General features: G+C 33.6%; 21 protein-coding genes. 11 read left to right on the top strand and 10 right to left on the bottom strand.

Translation table 11 applies throughout. The features are described from left to right. Positions 1-215: 215 nt before the first annotated feature. The gene (locus DF281_RS04140) at positions 216-593 is read right to left on the bottom strand and encodes a nucleotide excision repair endonuclease (protein WP_109348981.1); all 378 of its coding nucleotides are present in this window, start codon (positions 591-593) and stop codon (positions 216-218) included. Positions 594-913: 320 nt separating this feature from the next. Between DF281_RS04140 and DF281_RS04135 the strand changes: the two genes are divergently transcribed. Then, on the top strand, positions 914-1,105 hold the full coding sequence (locus DF281_RS04135) for a helix-hairpin-helix domain-containing protein (protein ID WP_109348980.1): 192 nt from the start codon (positions 914-916) through the stop codon (positions 1,103-1,105). A gap of 41 nt (positions 1,106-1,146) precedes the next feature. Here the strand turns inward: DF281_RS04135 and DF281_RS04130 are convergent, their stop codons facing one another. From DF281_RS04130 to DF281_RS04120, 3 genes are read right to left on the bottom strand one after another with little or no spacing between them, the layout of a single operon-like run. Beyond that, positions 1,147-1,896: a GTP pyrophosphokinase gene (locus DF281_RS04130; RefSeq protein WP_109348979.1), complete on the bottom strand. Its 750-nt coding sequence runs from the start codon at positions 1,894-1,896 to the stop codon at positions 1,147-1,149. A 26-nt stretch (positions 1,897-1,922) separates the two neighbouring features. Further along, positions 1,923-2,174 carry a hypothetical protein gene (locus DF281_RS04125; protein ID WP_109348978.1) on the bottom strand — a complete coding sequence of 84 codons (252 nt, stop codon included), beginning with the start codon at positions 2,172-2,174 and terminating at the stop codon, positions 1,923-1,925. A gap of 18 nt (positions 2,175-2,192) precedes the next feature. Continuing rightward, complete coding sequence (locus tag DF281_RS04120) at positions 2,193-3,029, bottom strand: aldo/keto reductase (RefSeq protein WP_109348977.1); 837 nt, start codon at positions 3,027-3,029, stop codon at positions 2,193-2,195. A gap of 111 nt (positions 3,030-3,140) precedes the next feature. On the opposite strand from DF281_RS04120, the gene DF281_RS04115 reads away from it, so the two are divergent. The 7 genes from DF281_RS04115 to cls all read left to right on the top strand — a co-directional run bounded on the left by DF281_RS04115 (position 3,141) and on the right by cls (position 9,698). Then, positions 3,141-3,854, top strand: coding sequence for a YjjG family noncanonical pyrimidine nucleotidase (locus DF281_RS04115; RefSeq protein ID WP_109348976.1), 714 nt, complete (start codon positions 3,141-3,143; stop codon positions 3,852-3,854). 153 nt (positions 3,855-4,007) lie between these two features. Continuing rightward, the gene (locus tag DF281_RS04110) at positions 4,008-4,784 is read left to right on the top strand and encodes a polysaccharide deacetylase family protein (RefSeq protein ID WP_109348975.1); all 777 of its coding nucleotides are present in this window, start codon (positions 4,008-4,010) and stop codon (positions 4,782-4,784) included. A gap of 66 nt (positions 4,785-4,850) precedes the next feature. After that, positions 4,851-5,582 carry a Cof-type HAD-IIB family hydrolase gene (locus tag DF281_RS04105; RefSeq protein ID WP_232026073.1) on the top strand — a complete coding sequence of 244 codons (732 nt, stop codon included), beginning with the start codon at positions 4,851-4,853 and terminating at the stop codon, positions 5,580-5,582. A gap of 172 nt (positions 5,583-5,754) precedes the next feature. Continuing rightward, entirely contained in the window at positions 5,755-6,210 is a 456-nt protein-coding gene (locus tag DF281_RS04100; protein ID WP_109348973.1) for a hypothetical protein, read from the top strand. Between the two features lie 56 nt (positions 6,211-6,266). After that, positions 6,267-7,088 carry a DUF2785 domain-containing protein gene (locus DF281_RS04095; protein ID WP_109348972.1) on the top strand — a complete coding sequence of 274 codons (822 nt, stop codon included), beginning with the start codon at positions 6,267-6,269 and terminating at the stop codon, positions 7,086-7,088. Between the two features lie 335 nt (positions 7,089-7,423). Further along, entirely contained in the window at positions 7,424-8,020 is a 597-nt protein-coding gene (locus tag DF281_RS04090; RefSeq protein WP_109348971.1) for a hypothetical protein, read from the top strand. A 151-nt stretch (positions 8,021-8,171) separates the two neighbouring features. Then, positions 8,172-9,698: a cardiolipin synthase gene (gene cls / locus DF281_RS04085; protein ID WP_109348970.1), complete on the top strand. Its 1,527-nt coding sequence runs from the start codon at positions 8,172-8,174 to the stop codon at positions 9,696-9,698. Between the two features lie 132 nt (positions 9,699-9,830). Here cls and DF281_RS04080 read toward each other — a convergent pair whose 3' ends face one another. The 3 genes from DF281_RS04080 to DF281_RS04070 are packed head-to-tail and all read right to left on the bottom strand — an operon-like array spanning position 9,831 to position 11,835. Next, positions 9,831-10,154: an AzlD domain-containing protein gene (locus DF281_RS04080; protein WP_109348969.1), complete on the bottom strand. Its 324-nt coding sequence runs from the start codon at positions 10,152-10,154 to the stop codon at positions 9,831-9,833. Further along, complete coding sequence (locus DF281_RS04075; RefSeq protein ID WP_109348968.1) at positions 10,151-10,852, bottom strand: AzlC family ABC transporter permease; 702 nt, start codon at positions 10,850-10,852, stop codon at positions 10,151-10,153. The genes DF281_RS04080 and DF281_RS04075 overlap by 4 nt, the downstream gene beginning before the upstream one ends. Before the next feature lie 5 nt (positions 10,853-10,857). Further along, positions 10,858-11,835 carry a diaminopimelate dehydrogenase gene (locus DF281_RS04070; RefSeq protein ID WP_109348967.1) on the bottom strand — a complete coding sequence of 326 codons (978 nt, stop codon included), beginning with the start codon at positions 11,833-11,835 and terminating at the stop codon, positions 10,858-10,860. A gap of 141 nt (positions 11,836-11,976) precedes the next feature. Between DF281_RS04070 and DF281_RS04065 the strand changes: the two genes are divergently transcribed. Then, the gene (locus tag DF281_RS04065) at positions 11,977-13,125 is read left to right on the top strand and encodes a hypothetical protein (protein ID WP_109348966.1); all 1,149 of its coding nucleotides are present in this window, start codon (positions 11,977-11,979) and stop codon (positions 13,123-13,125) included. 47 nt (positions 13,126-13,172) lie between these two features. Here the strand turns inward: DF281_RS04065 and DF281_RS04060 are convergent, their stop codons facing one another. Continuing rightward, positions 13,173-13,553, bottom strand: a complete 381-nt coding sequence (locus tag DF281_RS04060; RefSeq protein WP_109348965.1) for an SET domain-containing protein — start codon at positions 13,551-13,553, stop codon at positions 13,173-13,175. 181 nt (positions 13,554-13,734) lie between these two features. On the opposite strand from DF281_RS04060, the gene DF281_RS04055 reads away from it, so the two are divergent. After that, positions 13,735-14,172 (top strand): hypothetical protein, encoded by a 438-nt coding sequence (locus DF281_RS04055; protein ID WP_109348964.1) that lies wholly within the window; start codon positions 13,735-13,737, stop codon positions 14,170-14,172. An 81-nt stretch (positions 14,173-14,253) separates the two neighbouring features. Here DF281_RS04055 and DF281_RS04050 read toward each other — a convergent pair whose 3' ends face one another. Together DF281_RS04050 and proC are read right to left on the bottom strand one after the other, a co-directional pair. Continuing rightward, positions 14,254-14,466: a KTSC domain-containing protein gene (locus tag DF281_RS04050; protein WP_109348963.1), complete on the bottom strand. Its 213-nt coding sequence runs from the start codon at positions 14,464-14,466 to the stop codon at positions 14,254-14,256. 142 nt (positions 14,467-14,608) lie between these two features. After that, positions 14,609-15,400, bottom strand: a complete 792-nt coding sequence (gene proC, locus DF281_RS04045) for a pyrroline-5-carboxylate reductase (RefSeq protein WP_109348962.1) — start codon at positions 15,398-15,400, stop codon at positions 14,609-14,611. A 308-nt stretch (positions 15,401-15,708) separates the two neighbouring features. Here proC and cyoE point away from each other — a divergent pair, with 308 nt between their 5' ends. Next, on the top strand, positions 15,709-16,647 hold the full coding sequence (cyoE, locus tag DF281_RS04040; protein WP_109348961.1) for a heme o synthase: 939 nt from the start codon (positions 15,709-15,711) through the stop codon (positions 16,645-16,647). Positions 16,648-16,675 lie beyond the last annotated feature (28 nt).

The following is a 16,675-nucleotide window of genomic DNA, read 5'->3' as shown; positions in this document are numbered from 1 at the left end:
TTTATTCTATAGGGAAACTCACTTGTTTTCTATTTTTTTGAATAAAAATAACGTTCATGAAGTTTCCGCACCGATCTGATTAGAGATCGGTGCTTTTTTCTTCACCAACGTTATTTATTGTAGAACCGTCTTTTTCGTTGTGAATGGTTTTAAGACTTCAACAAAGGTAATAGAACCAAAAAAAGAGCTGCCGCAGCAACTCTTTTAAGAAAATACTAGTCTAAAAGAAAGTTCTTCTCAACATTGTATTTAGAACGTAATGTATTGATCATATACGTTTCGTAAATTTCACGTTCCATTGCATCTTCGATTACGAAAGCTTCGATTTTAGCAACTTCATCACGGTGATCTTTTAGTGGTGATACTTGGTCTTGGAAATGCTTTTTAAGTCTTGGGCGTAATTTACGCGCTTTACCAACGAATAAAAGTTCATTGCTTTCGTTAAAGAATAAAAGCATGCCGCCTTTATCACGAGGTACTTTGTGGAAGTCGATGAAACCGAAGACTGATGGAATCGGAGCTTCGCCTTCTACAGGTTTTTGTTCACGCTGACGAATGACAACGTCAGGATTTGGAATATCAATTTTAATCAAAATGTCACGTCCTTTATTCAGATAGTGTTTAATATACCACAATCCAGAGGAATAATCGACCTTTGAAGTTGAATTTATATCTTTTTCTTCAATGATTTTAATGACTGAAGAAAAGTCTAAATGACTACTTTCATAATATTGTCATATTTGTTTATGAAATTTTTTATTATAGTCCATAACTTTCAATAATATGATAAAATATTGAATCAATAAGCAAATTAGGTGTTTTGTTATATTGCTATATAATGGAAGTTAATTTCTTGTAATCAGATTCTATTTGAATTTGCCATAATATTTATTTTAAGAGGAGGACTATATTGATGAATCATTGGCCAGAGGGTGTTGCTCGACCTGCGATTCGTGCGTTACATACTGCTGAATTGTATACTTTGGAAGACTTAAAAGAAATCGATGTTCAAAGTTTGCAAAGACTGCATGGAATTGGCCCAAAAGCATATGCTGCTTTGAAAAAAGCGATGGATGACAAAGGGTATCAATTTAAAGGTGAATAACGTGAAAAAAACACAGTCATTTGGGGTGACTGTGTTTTTTATTATTTTCGAGCATCTTCGTCGGTAGAATTCATGCCGATTTCTTGCAATGCATTTAATAATTTCTTCGTTTGAGCAGGAATACTATCGAATGATTCATCTTCTTGCTGATGTTTTAAAATATTGATTTCAGTATTCAAAGATTCCATTTTTCGATCTAATAGTGCAGCAGTGTGAGCAGCTTCGACTAATTGATTCGTAAGTTCTGCCGGAATTTCTTTATTATACTTATAGTAAATTTTATGTTCTAGACTTGCCCAGAAATCCATAGCAATTGTGCGGATTTGCATCTCAACAAAAACATGTTCTTGTCGATCTGACAAAAATACAGGTACTTTCAAAATCATGTGTAAACTTTGGTAACCACTATCTTTTGGTTGCTCAATATAGTCTTTTATTTCGATAATTTCAATATCCGATTGATTGGCAATCATTTCTTGGATTCGATAAATATCTGATACGAAAGAACAAATAATTCTTATTCCCGCAATATCTTGAATACTATTTTTAATGATTTCTAAATCAAATGGCAAATTCTTTTTCTGCACCTTTTTAATAATGCTTTCAGGTGTCTTTATTCGCGTATTAATATGTTCTATTGGGTTGTATTCATGAATGAGATGGAATTCCTCTTTCAGAATTTTGACTTTCGTGCTAATTTCATCCAATGCGAAACGGTAAGACATCATAAAACGCGTTAATTCAATTTTAAATTGTTTTGCTTGGATATGCATTTTATTAAATGCAGTCATGCCTTTCACTCCTTATAAATCTTAAATCACTTCGAATAATCTTCGTAATTTAATTCTTCAAAATCTTCAAAGTCATGTTCGGAACGTTGAACACAATCCTCATTACTAGAGATCGGCTGGTAAGGAAGGGAATAAGGGCTGAACGGATTATGTTGATTTGCTAATTGCAGCTGTTCCTTCGAATTGACTGTTTTTTGATCTTCTTTTATTAAAAGTGGTGCTTGAACTGAAGGACGCGTTTTCTGTTCATTACGTTTGAAGTATTTTTTAAAAAACATCGAAATCCCTCCAATTAATTATCTCCCAAAATCAAAATTCTCTGGATTTGGACCATAATGAAAATCTTCATTTAATTGATTGATCGTTTCTAAATCTTCTTGAGAAAGCTCAAAATCAAAAATCGCAAAGTTTTCTTCAATACGACTTGGTGTCATTGATTTAGGGATTGTCACAATATTTGATTGAATATCCCAACGTAAAATGATTTGTGCGGCAGTTTTATTATATTTTTTCGCAATCGTGCAAATCGTATCATTCGTTAATAATTCACCATTCATAAGCGGTGACCAAGCTTCCACATAAATATCATGCTTCGCACAGAATTCGCGCACTTCATTTTGTGTTAATTTTGGCGAAAGTTCAATTTGATTAATTGCTGGTGTGATCATGCTGTTTTTCAATAAATGGTCTAAATGATGTACATGGAAGTTACATACGCCAATTGCTTTCACCTTTTTTGCGTTATAAAGATGTTCCAATGCCTTCCAAACTTCTACATAGCTCTCATCAAGGCCTGGCCAATGTATTAAGTATAAATCCACATAATCAAGCGATAATCGTTTTAGAGAGTCCTCATAAGCTTTTAAAGTGCCTTCAAAATCTAAACCATCATTCCAAACTTTCGTCGTAATGAATAATTCCTCACGCGTAACAATACCTGCATCGATCGCGGCTTGAATTCCTTTGCCAACTGACTCTTCATTTTTGTAAATGAATGCCGTGTCAATAGAGCGATAACCAACTTGAATTGCTTTTTTAACGTTTTCAGCAAGTAAGTCACTTTGGTCGGAACGGAAAGTACCATAACCTAAAACAGGCATTTCTAAGCCGTTGTTTAATGTGAATGTTGTCATATGAAAAACTCCTTTTAAATAGTCTATAAACTCATTATTATTCAAACAATTTTATATGTACAGTCATAGCAAGTTGAATTAAAATGAAAAGGAAGGAATGGGGTCGCGCAAATGAAAAAATATCGTGCATTATTATTTGATTTAGATGATACAATTTTTGATTTTACAACAGGTGAGGAAGTTGCTTTAACAGAAGTTTGTGAAAAATACAGTTCAATTTCGGATATCGAACAAATAAAGAATACATATCGTAAAATTAATAAGAAGTTATGGCATGATTTTGAAAATAACGAAATCTCAAAGGACTATTTGATTAATAATCGATTTTCCCTTACTTTTGCACAGTTGGGAATGGAAGTAGACGGACTTGCTGTAGCGCAGGAATATCAACAATTGTTAGGGAAACAATGCCAGCTCTTACCAGAAGCGGAGAATACGTTGAAAACACTTCAAGATGCTGGGTTTGATTTGTACGCGGTGACAAATGGGTATGAGATCACACAGAAAAGTAGAATTGCATTAGCTCAAATCGGGCATTATTTTAAAGCGATTTATATATCAGAACAGACAGGCTCAAAAAAACCGGAAATCGCATTTTTCGACTATGTTTTTGAGCATTCACAGGAAATTAACAAAACGGAAGCAATGATCATAGGTGACTCGATTTCTTCTGATATACAAGGTGGCTTAAATATCGGCATTGATCGCGTTTGGTATAACCGCCATTTAACAGATGATCAGCCTGATGCGACATATATTGTTCAAAATCATAAACAATTATTGCAAGTTTTTCAAAAACAAGTGAAAGAGGGAGCAATTTTGTAAAAACTACAAATATTAATTTTTTGCCTATTTAGTTTTCAATCATCTCTATTTATCTTAAATATACTATGTTATTGTTTTAGTGTAGAAAAATTTAAAACTTTTTACGTCATTTTTTACGTCTAATTAATAACAAGTGAAAAGTAGGGTGATGAGATGAAGAAATTAGCTGTATTTTGTGTAGCAGCATTGGTTGTATGTCTTTTTGTATTTGGGAAAGCACATCCAATTAATGAACATCAAAAAGAAGAAGTTTTAGAAAATGTAAAGGCAAAAAAACAAGTAGTGAAAAAAGTACCATTAAAAGAAATTCCTAAAAATGAAAAAATCGTCTTTTTAACTTTTGATGATGGTCCAAGTCAATACACGGAACAATTAATCAAAGTGTTAAAAGAGAACGATATTAAAGCAACATTTTTCATGCAAGGTGTTAATTTGCAAAATAAATCATTACAACCAAGCGTTAAAAAAGCAAGCGATCAAGGAAATTACATAGGCTCACATAGTATGACCCATGATTATCGCAAATTATATGTTGAAGGTAAGTTCATTCAAGAAATGAAACAAACGCAGCAATTGATCAAATCGATTACCGGTAAGCACCATCAACTAGTTCGCGCACCATATGGGTCTGCACCAGGTCTAAAAGATCAAACAGTTCGAAATCAGCTTGCGAACGAGAAAATTAAATTATGGGATTGGAATATTGATTCTGAAGACTGGCATAGAGATGCGACTCCAGAGCGAATTCTATCGACAATTAAAAAAGAAACAATCCAAAATACAGAAGTTGTATTAATGCATGAAAAACCTAATACAGTTAAAGCAATGCCTAGTATTATTGAATATTACAAATCGCAAGGTTATAAATTCGCAGTTTACGGCCAATATAAGCATTTTGAAATGAATTTTATGGGCGATCCTAAGTTATAACATTGCAATCTGTTTTCAAAACCGCTACCATTTAATTGAATGAAGGGACGGATGACTTTGAATACAGTGAAATTAATTGCAATTGATATGGATGGCACTTTATTAAATGCCGCTCATGAAATTACACCTTTTACAGCACAAACTTTAAAGAAAGCTGTTGAAGCGGGGATTTATATTGTTTTGGCAACTGGTAGAGGAATGACAAGCATTCGCCCATATGAGCAGCAGCTACAATTGCAGCAACCAATTATTGCGGCAAATGGGGCAGATATTTACTACGAAGCAAATATTGAAGGTATTAAAAACTATATTGCATTCGATGATGTTCAACGTATTTTTGAAGTAATTAACCGCATTAACATCCCTTTCTGGGGTTTTACGGATCAAGGTGAATTTGCAGATCGTGAACTTTCGGAAGAAGAACAAATGAAATGTCTGAAAATTGGCGTACAATCTGAAAATGAACAGTTATTAAAATCATTTTATGAAGAAGCGCAGTTTTTCGAGAATATTGAATTAACAACTTCAGGAATTACAAATTATGAAATGAATAAAAAAGGGATTTCTAAGGCATTTGGATTAAGCGAACTTTGCAAACAGCTGCAAATCCCATTAGAAAATACGATGTGTTTTGGTGACAGTGGTAATGACATTCAAATGTTCAAAGTGGCAGGTTTTCCAGTTGCAATGGGAAATGCCATCGAAGAATTGAAGGAAATTGCGCAAAAAACGGCATTACACCATGATGACGAAGGGGTAGCGAAAGCAATCCAGCATCTTGTATTAAATAAAATATAGGATCGAGGCTAAGTAATGAATTATTACTTAGTCTTTTTGCTTTATTTCTTTGTTTTGAGTTTTTTTTAGAAAACATTTGATTTTAAATAGAAATCCAATTAAAATAACAGTGTAAGCAAAAACTGTACATTAGTTACGAAATAAAACACATAAAGTAGAAAAAGGTGATGTAATGAAATTAGGATTTCAATCGAATGATTTTGAACAATTAAAATCTCCATACTACAATGATTTTTTCTTTCAAAAAATAGAAATCGTCAACAACGATACGGAAGAAGTTTATTTTTCTTCGGAGTTTCAAGGGAAGTTTATACTCTTAATTTGGGAAGCATTAATTGAATTAAATGATCAACCGTCTACTATTAAAATAAAGCAATTCGGTAAGACAAATGCATATCAACTTCATAGGAATGGTGATGAACTGCATATTGCTTTTAATGATGTAGAAGCATTTTTAGTATCGTATCAAGCATTTTACCAAGCTTTTTATAATGCAACAAAATACTACTTAAACTTTATAAAAAGAGAGAATCCTCGAATTTCACTTGAAGATGCATATCAGCAGCTTTCCGCGAGTTGTTATTATTTTGAGCGTCATACAGATCAACTAATTTCACATGAACTGTAGCAAATAATTCCAAAGTCCGATATGATAAGTATGATTTAGAATTGGAGGATGGAATTATGGACTTTTTAGAGCAATCTACACAACTTTTGGAAGGCGGCGTTACTGCACAACGTGAGTTTTTCCAGCAAGCACAAACCGACTTTCTACATACAATGGTTCAAGAAATCGAAAATGAAAACCCTCAAGTAAGAGATGAAATAAATTATCGACTGCTCGTTGATTTAGTTCAGTACCGTGTACTCTCAGAGCTGCAATCCGAAGTAATCATCAATGAGCTTCTCAACCGTAATCTACTATTAAAATCGATTGGGTATCAAAATGATTCGTCGGTATTTACTCGTGCGCTTTCAGCAGATTGGTACCGTTTATTGTTAACAGATGATCAAATTTCAGGTGAGTTAGGCCAAAAGATTTTAAAAGATGCCATTAAACTTATGAATGATGAGCAAGATTTACGCGCATACACGGCGCAAGGATTGGCTTATTCAGTCGGAAATAGTGCGCTATTAATCTACGTATTACTGGATGCACAAGACAACTCAAATGAATATGCTGCAGCAGTACTTACGGCAATTCAATCGAATTTCTGGAAATCAAATGTTTTCACTGATGATGAAGAGGAACGATTAATCGCTTTGATTCAATTGTTGTTGAATAAAGGTTGCGCGGAGGAAATCGTAATTGAATGGATCGAACAAATTTTTGATCGATTAGAATTAATTTCTCAAGTAGAAGGATTTAGTCCGAAATTATTAAAATCACGTACACAAATTCTTAATTTCATGAAGTCATTGTACTTTGATTTGAAATTTAAGAACAAAAACCCTAAATTGCAATCAATCATCTCAATTTTTATTCAAAAATGGAATAGATTATAAAAGCCGTATTTATTCGGCTTTTTTTAATTATGTATAATTCATAAGAATTGAAAATACTTTTCATAAATATTTCGAAAGTGTAACAAATATAATGTATTCCGGACTATTTAATCGTTGAAAATCGATAATGTAACAAGAAAGTTATTTTTTTAAAAATTTTGCATTTTAATTTTAATAGGTTATACTGAAAACAAGTTTCAGATTATATACAATAAAATGTTTCGGAAAGGTAAAAAATGGTTATAATGTGTAAGGTATGAAGAATGAACAAAACTGAATATTGGGTATATTGTACTGTATTTATATGATTACATTATCTTAATGAGGTGAAATTTGTGAAACATACGTTAACTAAAGATGCAGCATTATTTTTCATCGATGAAAATCATATTGATGAATTTTTAAATTTGTATAAAGACATTATAGGCTACCTTCACTTTGAAGAAGGCTTGTTGGTTGAACAAGACATCGTACATATTTGCTTCAACCTATGGCTGCTGATACAACCAGTATCAGAAGAGGTTATGGAATCGATGGAAAAGACAATGTATTATACGAGTGATTTTCTTATTTTTGATGCAATACGAAAAAATAAGGTTTTCCAGCAAATGAAACTTAGCGTGATGAGTGATGGGATTCGTCAATGCCAAGTAGCTAGTTGTCTGGCAAATCAAATGAATATTTGGTTAATTGAAAAATTAGGTGATTTAAGTTTCCCTTCTTTATTTAATAATTCGAATGGGCAATATTACCTTTTGTATAAAAATACAGATTTATGGGGAAATCCTGTGTTTTTAGATGAAATTTCAACTTATACGAAACAAGTAACAAACGCATTGTTAGATCAGCGTAGATTTTCTCAAGTATTCACACGTGCGATGCACCAATTAGATAGCTTAGCAGATTTAGATGGCAAAATTAAGCGAGCATGATGAAATAATAAATCGTACCCTAAAAGTGTGTGTACAACACACACTTTTTTTGGGTTTTTTTGAAAAAATTCTAGCGATATTATTTTTCTTTAATAGGAAAATAACATTATAATTACATATTGAAGAAAAATATGATTTGAGGAGATAAATTATGGTAAAAATATTACAAAGTTTTGTAATTTTACTTTTATTAGCTTTAATTAGTTTTGGTATTTATAAAATGGATGCCAAATACTTAGTAATTATTGGTTCATTACTTCAAGTATTTGGACTTTTAGTTGCACTAAAATTAGTTTTTAATGATGCAAGGGAGACACCGAATAAGGTTGCGTGGATTATTGTGATTTTCGTCATTCCAGTTGGTGGAATTGTCATGTATTTATTCTTTGGTAGAGACCCGCGTTCTAGAATTTTCTCGAATGAACAAGTTCGAGAATCTGAGAAGTTAGTTGGTTCATTAATTAACCGTCAAAAAGTATATAGTTCACAATTCGATGACCATAATGAATTGGCAAAAAGAATTGAAAAACTATCGAGAATGAAATGTTTCGATGGTAATAAAATCGACATTTTAAAAGATGGAGAAGAAAAATTCACAGTGCTATTTGCTGAAATAGATAAAGCAACGGATCATATTCATATCCAGTACTATATTTATAATCCGGATGAACTGGGATTGAAATTGAGAGATCTTCTTATTGATAAAGCTAAAGAAGGTGTAAAAGTACGATTCCTATTCGATGGATGGGGTTCAAGTGATTTAAAAAGTAGCTTTCTAAAACCTATGCATGACGCGGGTATTGAAGTCGAGGCATATGATCCAATTCGTTCACCTTGGATTGTACGAACAGCAAACTTAAGAAATCATAGGAAAATTGTTATTATTGATGGGAAAGTGGCTTTTACAGGTGGTTTAAATGTCGGAAATGAATATATTTCGAAAACACCAGATTTCCGACGATGGAGAGATACGCATCTTCGAATGGAAGGACCTGCTGTTTTAGAATTACAGACATCTTTTTTATCGGATTGGGTGTATGTATTGGATCGAGATAAATGTAGTGAACCATTTATTAATGATGAAGGAATTGCTCGATACTTCTCTCCAAGTGAAAATGTAGGAGATGAAAGTGCCCAAGTGATCGTAGGTGGGCCGTATGATACTGAAAAAATAATTCGCGATGGGATTTTAAATTTAATCCAACAAGCGAAGAAATCTATATCTATTTCAACGCCATACTTCGTTCCAGATGAAGAGGCATTATCTGTAGTTCGTCGTGCCGCGCTGTCAGGTGTTGATGTGAGAATATTAATCCCTGGAAAGGGTGACTCACCATTATCATTCCATGCGACGAATTCATATCGACGATTAATGTTGAAAGCGGGAGCGAGAGTTTTCAATTATGATCCAACATCCTTTATCCATAATAAAATTATCATTGTAGATGATGAATATGCAGCGATTGGAACAGCCAATTTTGATATTCGTAGTTTCCAATTAAACCATGAATTAATGGTTTTCTTATATGATCATGCAAATTCAGTTCAAAAATTAACAGCAGATTTCCATCAAGATTGTCAAGGTTCTGTAGAATATACAATGGAAATGGAAACGAATAAATCTGGAATTCGACATGCGAAAGAAGCTATTTGTCGAATGTTCTCACCGATTTTATAGAAATTGAAAAGGCACTAACCATTGAATTATGAATGGTTAGTGCCTTTATTTTTGTTCTACAATATATATTAAGAAAGTGTAATTACCGAGAAGGTTTGGACATCTAATTCAAAGTTTGACATAACGTCTATTTTATAGGAAAAAATATTGAATCATTGCCATTGCAGCAACGCCTACAATTACAGTCAGAGAAAGGCTTTTAGTCCAAATTGCAATAATCAATGTAGGGATAGCAGCAACTAATACTGGCCAATTAAGTGTTACATAGGAATTTCTTTTTATAAATAAATTCGAAATGACCAATGCACTTAATATACAAATCGGAATATACGCAAGCCAACGTAAAACGACAGATGGGAGCTTTACTTTTTTCATAAATGCGAAAGGAAGTACTCGTGGAATCCAAGTAACAATAGCACAGCCTAAAATTAATAAAAACATCTCGAAACTAATCATTTTCGTTCTGTCACCACCCCGATTGTCGCGACAATTAATGTGCTGACAATTACAGCTAGATGTGATGGGAATATATAAAGTAAACCATAAATTACAAATACCATCACGCCGATTAATTTTAAGTAATGCATTATTTTTGATTTTGGAGAAGCGCTGATTGTTAATACAAGTAAGGCGATAAACATCGCAGATAAAGCAAAATCCAGGCCGAATTTTTCTGGAGAGGGAATCCAATTACCGACGAATGCGCCAATAATACTTGCAGCAATCCAAGCTAAGTAGGCAGTTACATTCAATCCGTCCATCCATTTTCCATGTAAAGTATTTGATTTTGCTTTTTCAGCAATCGCTACGCCGAAAGATTCATCGGTAAGCAATGTGCCGAATCCAATATTACGAAGTACGGAATATTTCGTAAAACTAGGTGCAATCGCGAGTGCCATAAGTAAATGGCGTAGATTCACGATGAATGTCGTAAAAATAATGACAGACATTGGTGTCCCAACTAAATATAAACCACAAAAAATGAACTGTGCTGCACCTGCATAAATGAGTATTGATAACAACGTGATTTCCAATACAGAAAGATTTGATGCTACACCGACAACACCAAACGCAATGCCAATACTCATATAGCCAAACAGTGTGGGGAAGCTAGCAATCGTACCCGACTTAAATGTATCTTGTGCGCTATTCATTAATCTTATAGTAATTCTGCTCTCAATTGTTCAGGGCTTTTTGGTGAAATATCACTAAATGGAACATCAAAAACTGTTAATGCACCATATTGTCCTTTTTGAGAAAGTCGGTGAGCTGCACGTGCATAAGCCACAAGCACACTAGAAGTGAAGTACGGATTACTTTCAAGTTTTAATGAAAATTCAACAATTTGTTTATGACCAGCAGCTGATTCACCAGAACGAATGACGAAACCACCATGTGGCATACCTGTATGATTTTCATCGAATTCATTTTCAGAGATGAAGTTTACAGTTGTATCATATTCATCAAAGTAGTTTGGCATCGCAGTAATTGCTTGAGAAATCGCATCTTGATCTGCATTTGGCTCAGTTACTACATAGCAAACGCGTGTATGTTTTTCACGAGTTGTAAGCGTAGGTGATTCGCCATTTCTCACACGATCAACGGCTTCTGGAACAGGCAATGTATACTGCACTGCTTTTTTAACGCCTTCAATTCTACGTACGGCATCTGAGTGACCTTGACTAAGACCATCCCCCCAGAATGTGTATGTATCACCCTGTGGTAAAACTGCTTCACCTAAAACTCGGTTAAGTGAGAATAGGCCTGGATCCCAACCTACTGAAATAATAGAAGTTGTTTTAGAGTTGGCTGCTACTTCATTCACCGCGTCGAAAAATTCCGGGATTTTCGCATGTGTATCAAAACTATCAATTGTGTTAAACCATTGTGCGAAGTGAGGTACTTGTTCTGGTAAATCTGTAGCAGACCCCCCACAAATAATCATGACATCTATTTTTCCAATAAAACTTTCAGCTTCATCAACATGGCAAACTTTTGCGTCAGAAGTGATTACTAAAGCTGCTGGATCTCTACGTGTAAAAACAGCGACTAATTCTAAATCTTTATTTTGAGAGATCGCGCCTTCAACGCCTTTTCCTAAGTTACCATATCCTACAATACCAATTTTTGTTGTCATTTTTCATTCCTCATTTCTTTAGAGTATATACAATTCTAATCCTTATTTAAAAAATTCACAATATTTGATTTAAATAAAGCGAAAATAAATGTTGTTAAATAGTGATTATTTGCTATTATTAATAAAAAGGAGTGTTTTTTAATGATGAAATCAGTTTCAAAAGTAGCTTTATCGGCATTATTAGTTTGTTCGAGTGCGATTGTTTTGCCGGAAACTTCTATTGCCAAATCAGCATCAGTGCCGGTTGAAACAGTGAAAGTTTCTACTTCGATTGACAGAAATTTCAATAATGATTCGATGGATTACTTCACGGTAAAAAGTACTAAAAACCAAACGGTGAAATTATCAATCAAAAATGCACAGAAAAAACGCTTTGGTGTAATTGTTGTAAAAGCCAAATCAGCAAAAGTAGAAGAGTTTGTTAAGAAAAATTTTAATCGTTTTGATCAAATGACTGAAAAAGAGATGGATCAATTATTTGATATGATCATGAATGATTTCAAAATCATTACATCAATTGATAATGAATCTAAAGAGCTTTCAGGTGGCAAAAGAACAGATGAAATTCGCTTAGGTAAAGGGAATTATCATTTTATTACGTTAACTGATAGTAATTTGAAAAAATATGGCAAAGGTTTTACACTTTCATTAGCAAATTCAAAAAATACAGCAATTGAAAGCGAATTTAATGATACAATCGCTACTGCAAATGCGATGAAGCGTAGTACTACTTACAAAGGTCATTTTGATATGTTGACGGATGATCTCGATTATTTCAAAGTAACTGTACCGAAATCAGGTAAGCTTGTAATGGATACTAAAGTAGCAACAAAAGCAACAATGAACTTTAAAATGTATTCAAAAGATAAGAAAAAGTTAACAAGCACGACAAAAAAATCAGGCAAATCATATAGAACAGTAGCGAATGTGAAAAAAGGTACATATTTTGTACGTATTGGTGGAAGCTCAGATGATTTGGATCAAGCATTTATTGATTATCAAGCCCGTGTACATGTAAAAACAAAAACACCTTCAATCAAAGTGACGAATAAAAAAGGTGTAAAATCAGATTTACTAACAGTAAGTAATATTTCAAAAGGCGATCAAGTGAAAGTATATAGTGATTCGGAAAAATCTAAATTAATCACTTCTTTCAAAGCGAAATCGACTTCAACAAAAGTTAGTACGAAGAAATTGTATGATCGAGGCGGAAAAGTGTATGTAACTTCAAAAAGTGAAGGATTATACACGAGCTTTACAAAAACAGTAACGTATAAAAAAGCAAAGTAAAAAAAGACTTATGTTCATCGTAGAAGATGGACATAAGTCTTTTTCTGTTATTTCTCTTGATCAAACCAAAGTAATTCAGGATCGTCTGGTTCGCCATTATAATTAATGAAAATTTCTTCACCAGCTTTAATATCCTTGTGTGCGAAGAAATCAAATGTTTCGTTATCAAAGTTAATTTCATAAGTAGCATTTGGATGATAAGCATGATTAAAAAGCATTCCGTAGCCTAATAAAATCGCAGTACGACCAACGCCAAATTCAAAGCAATAGTCTGCTAAAAGAGTTTTTTCAATATGTTCATGCTCCTCGTTTGGATAAGCTACAACTGGTGCTTGGTGAAAACAAATACCTTTCGTAATATCCATTGTCGCAAATACACCACGTGTAAATTCACCTTCACTAATTGGTGAGTTTTTAATTTCGATCATTATTTCGCCTACTTCATCATATATTTAATAACTTAACTATAACATGGAAGTATCGTAGGAAAGTGGATTATTTTAAAATTCGAATTTACAATTGTTTTACATGCGCTTAATGGTAGTTCTAAGAAATAAATTGTATACTAGATTCAAGCAAGAATTATCATCACGAATGGGAGGAATGTCTATGTTATGGATTGTATTCTTTCTGTTAATAAGTTTAGGATTAGTGAAGATTTGGAAGGTTGGTACTGTAGAGGCGATGAGTTACAGTAGCGTACTCAGAAGAGGTTTATTATTCGAGGTGTTGCAGCTGAATGCATATGCAATCGAAGTGTATACGAGAGGTTTGGAGCAGTTGACATTATCGGAAGATGAGCGAAATAATTTGCATTATTTAATCGGCATTTTGTTCCAAAAACAAAAGAAAGAGCAACTTGCAATCACGCATTTTGATGAAGTTTTTAAAACTGAGCCCGATTTTTATGAGTATAAGAAGGAATATCGCGATATTATTAAGACTTATAAAAAAATGGACCGACAAAAATTACAACATATTTTAGCAGTATTTGAAAAGCAGAGCGACCATGATGAGCGATTTTCAAAATTGAAATATGTAGAATAGGAGAGAGACATGAACATCCCACAATACAAATAGGACCTTATTTATGCAATCCATTCATAAATAAGGTCCTTTATTGTTGTCTTAACCTAAACGTACAAAACGATACCGGTCTTTAATGAAGCGCTTAAAGTAAATTCCTAATGAATCTGAATCAAGAAATTCCTTTACAATTCTTTCTGGGACTCCGTAGTACTCGAAAACGCCATCTTTTAAAAAGGTAACACGTAAAATCATAGCACTATTATTATAGCCAACAGATTGAATTTTAGAAGAACGAACTTGTTGCATAATCATTAGCAATCGCCCCAATCGTAGTGGTATGTAAACGGTTTCATTTAGTGTTTTAAATATATACCGAAAAAACAAATTCGTCAACATAAAATAGCAGAAAACATTCATTTTGTACGAAAAATAAAAAAACCGAAATAATCATTCATTATTTTAAAACGCGATCTCGTTCGATTACGGCTTTTACTGCATCATAAATCGTACTTGCGAAATGATTGTTTTGCAGAGAAGTGACTCCTTGAATCGTCGTACCTCCAGGAGAACATACTTGATCTACTAATTCCCAAGGATGTTCGTCAACAGTTTGAATCATTTGAGCGCTACCTAATACGGCATGAGAGGCGATATCTAATGCAGTTTTCTTATCCATTCCTTCCATCACAGCAGCTCGAGCTAATGAATCGATATATAAATAAGAAAAGGCCGGTGAAGCGCCAGCAATTGCAGAGAATAAGTCAAATTGTTCTTCTGGAATCTCGAATACTTTACCTACAGCATTGAACATAGATTTAACAGCTTCTTTTTGGTCAAGTGTCACTTGATCTGTACTTACCATTCCGGAAGTCGAAGCACCGGCAATCGCATTAATATTTGGCATGATGCGAATGATGCGATCGTGATTTATTGCTTGTTGCAAAGTATTTAGTGATTTGCCAGCAGCGATCGAAACGACAACTTGTTGCGCATTTAGCTGACCTTTGAGCTTTGGTAGTAAATCGTCCATATGCTGAGGTTGTACGCCAATGACAATCACATCACAATCCAGTAATTCAGATAAGTCTTCGCAAGCTACAATCCCTAGTTCTTGTTGTAGTTTTACTGTTTTTTCAAAAGTGCGGTTAAAGCCATATTGTGAGGCTTTATCATATTTATTAGAGTGTAACATTCCTTTAATAATTGCAGTCGTCATATTACCTAAACCAATCCAACCATATTTCATTCGAAAAAACTCCCTTCAAATCTAACAATTCATTATAATAATAAACTTCTCTGATTGAAAGTAAGAGAACTTACACAATTTAAGAATGATGAAATTTGTGTGAAATAAATTGAAATGGTGTGTAATTGATTATATATTTGGTATGATAGAATTATTGCGTTTCGTCTATACGAATACAAAAATATATGATCAAAGATTTTTAGAGCGTAGAAGAAAGTTCTTTTGCCAATAAAAACCTTAGGGAAGCGTCATTATAGTTATACCGCTATAATATATTACCTCTGTGATGTAAAGGAATGAAAAAACTAATGCCGAGTAAAGAAGAGAACACACACGGTGAGGGTGTTGAATTCATCACACTTTCAAAAACCGAGCTTTTAGCGCAAACGGTTAAGACCGGAATCATTAAATCCAATTTAATTCCTATGTTTGCAGGTTTAACACTTGCACTTTACAAGTATGAATTGAATCCGTTAGATTTGATCGTCAACATACTTGGAGCAATTATTGGATCAGCAGCAGTCATTGCGTCAGCTGGAGCATTCAATAACTTATATGATCGTGATATTGATTCGATTATGGAAAGAACGAAGAAAAGACCGACTGTTACGGGTCAGATTTCGTCAAAAAATGTCCTCATACTAGCGATTAGCCTTGCAATAATTGGTATAGGAGCATTATATTTAGCAACGCCATTAGCAGCGTTATTAGGTTTTGCCGGTTTATTTTTATATGTAGTGCCATATACGATTTGGACGAAAAGACATACTGTTTATAACACTGAAGTAGGTAGTCTTTCAGGAGCGATGCCGCCGTTAATTGGTTGGGCTGCAATCCATCCGAATATTTTTAATCCAGCAATTTTAAGTTTATTTGTTATAACTTTAATATGGCAGATGCCACATTTCTATGCAATCGCAATTCGTAAAATGGACGATTATAAAGCAGCGAATGTTCCGATGTTACCAGTTGCAAAAGGTATGAGAAGAACATATATTACGACAAATGTTTATTTAGTCTTATTAATTATTAGTTGTATTCCATTAGGAACGTTAAGTTATGGATTAATGTCTGTCGCTATTTTACTTAGTATCGCTTGGTTATTTATGAATATTTATGGCTATCATAAAAAAGACCATAAGAAATGGGCAACATTACTATTCGTTTATTCTCTAATTCACATGACAGTTCTATTCTCTACAATTATTATTTATTCAGTCGTAGGGATTATATTAAATTTACGCTAAACCAAAACAAGGGCTTCGCTTACGCGCC

It is taken from the genome of Kurthia zopfii (genome assembly GCF_003143955.1).
Lineage (GTDB): Bacteria > Bacillota > Bacilli > Bacillales_A > Planococcaceae > Kurthia > Kurthia zopfii.
Note: the sequence above shows the minus strand (reverse complement) of the source record. Positions and strands in the feature narration are given on the sequence as shown.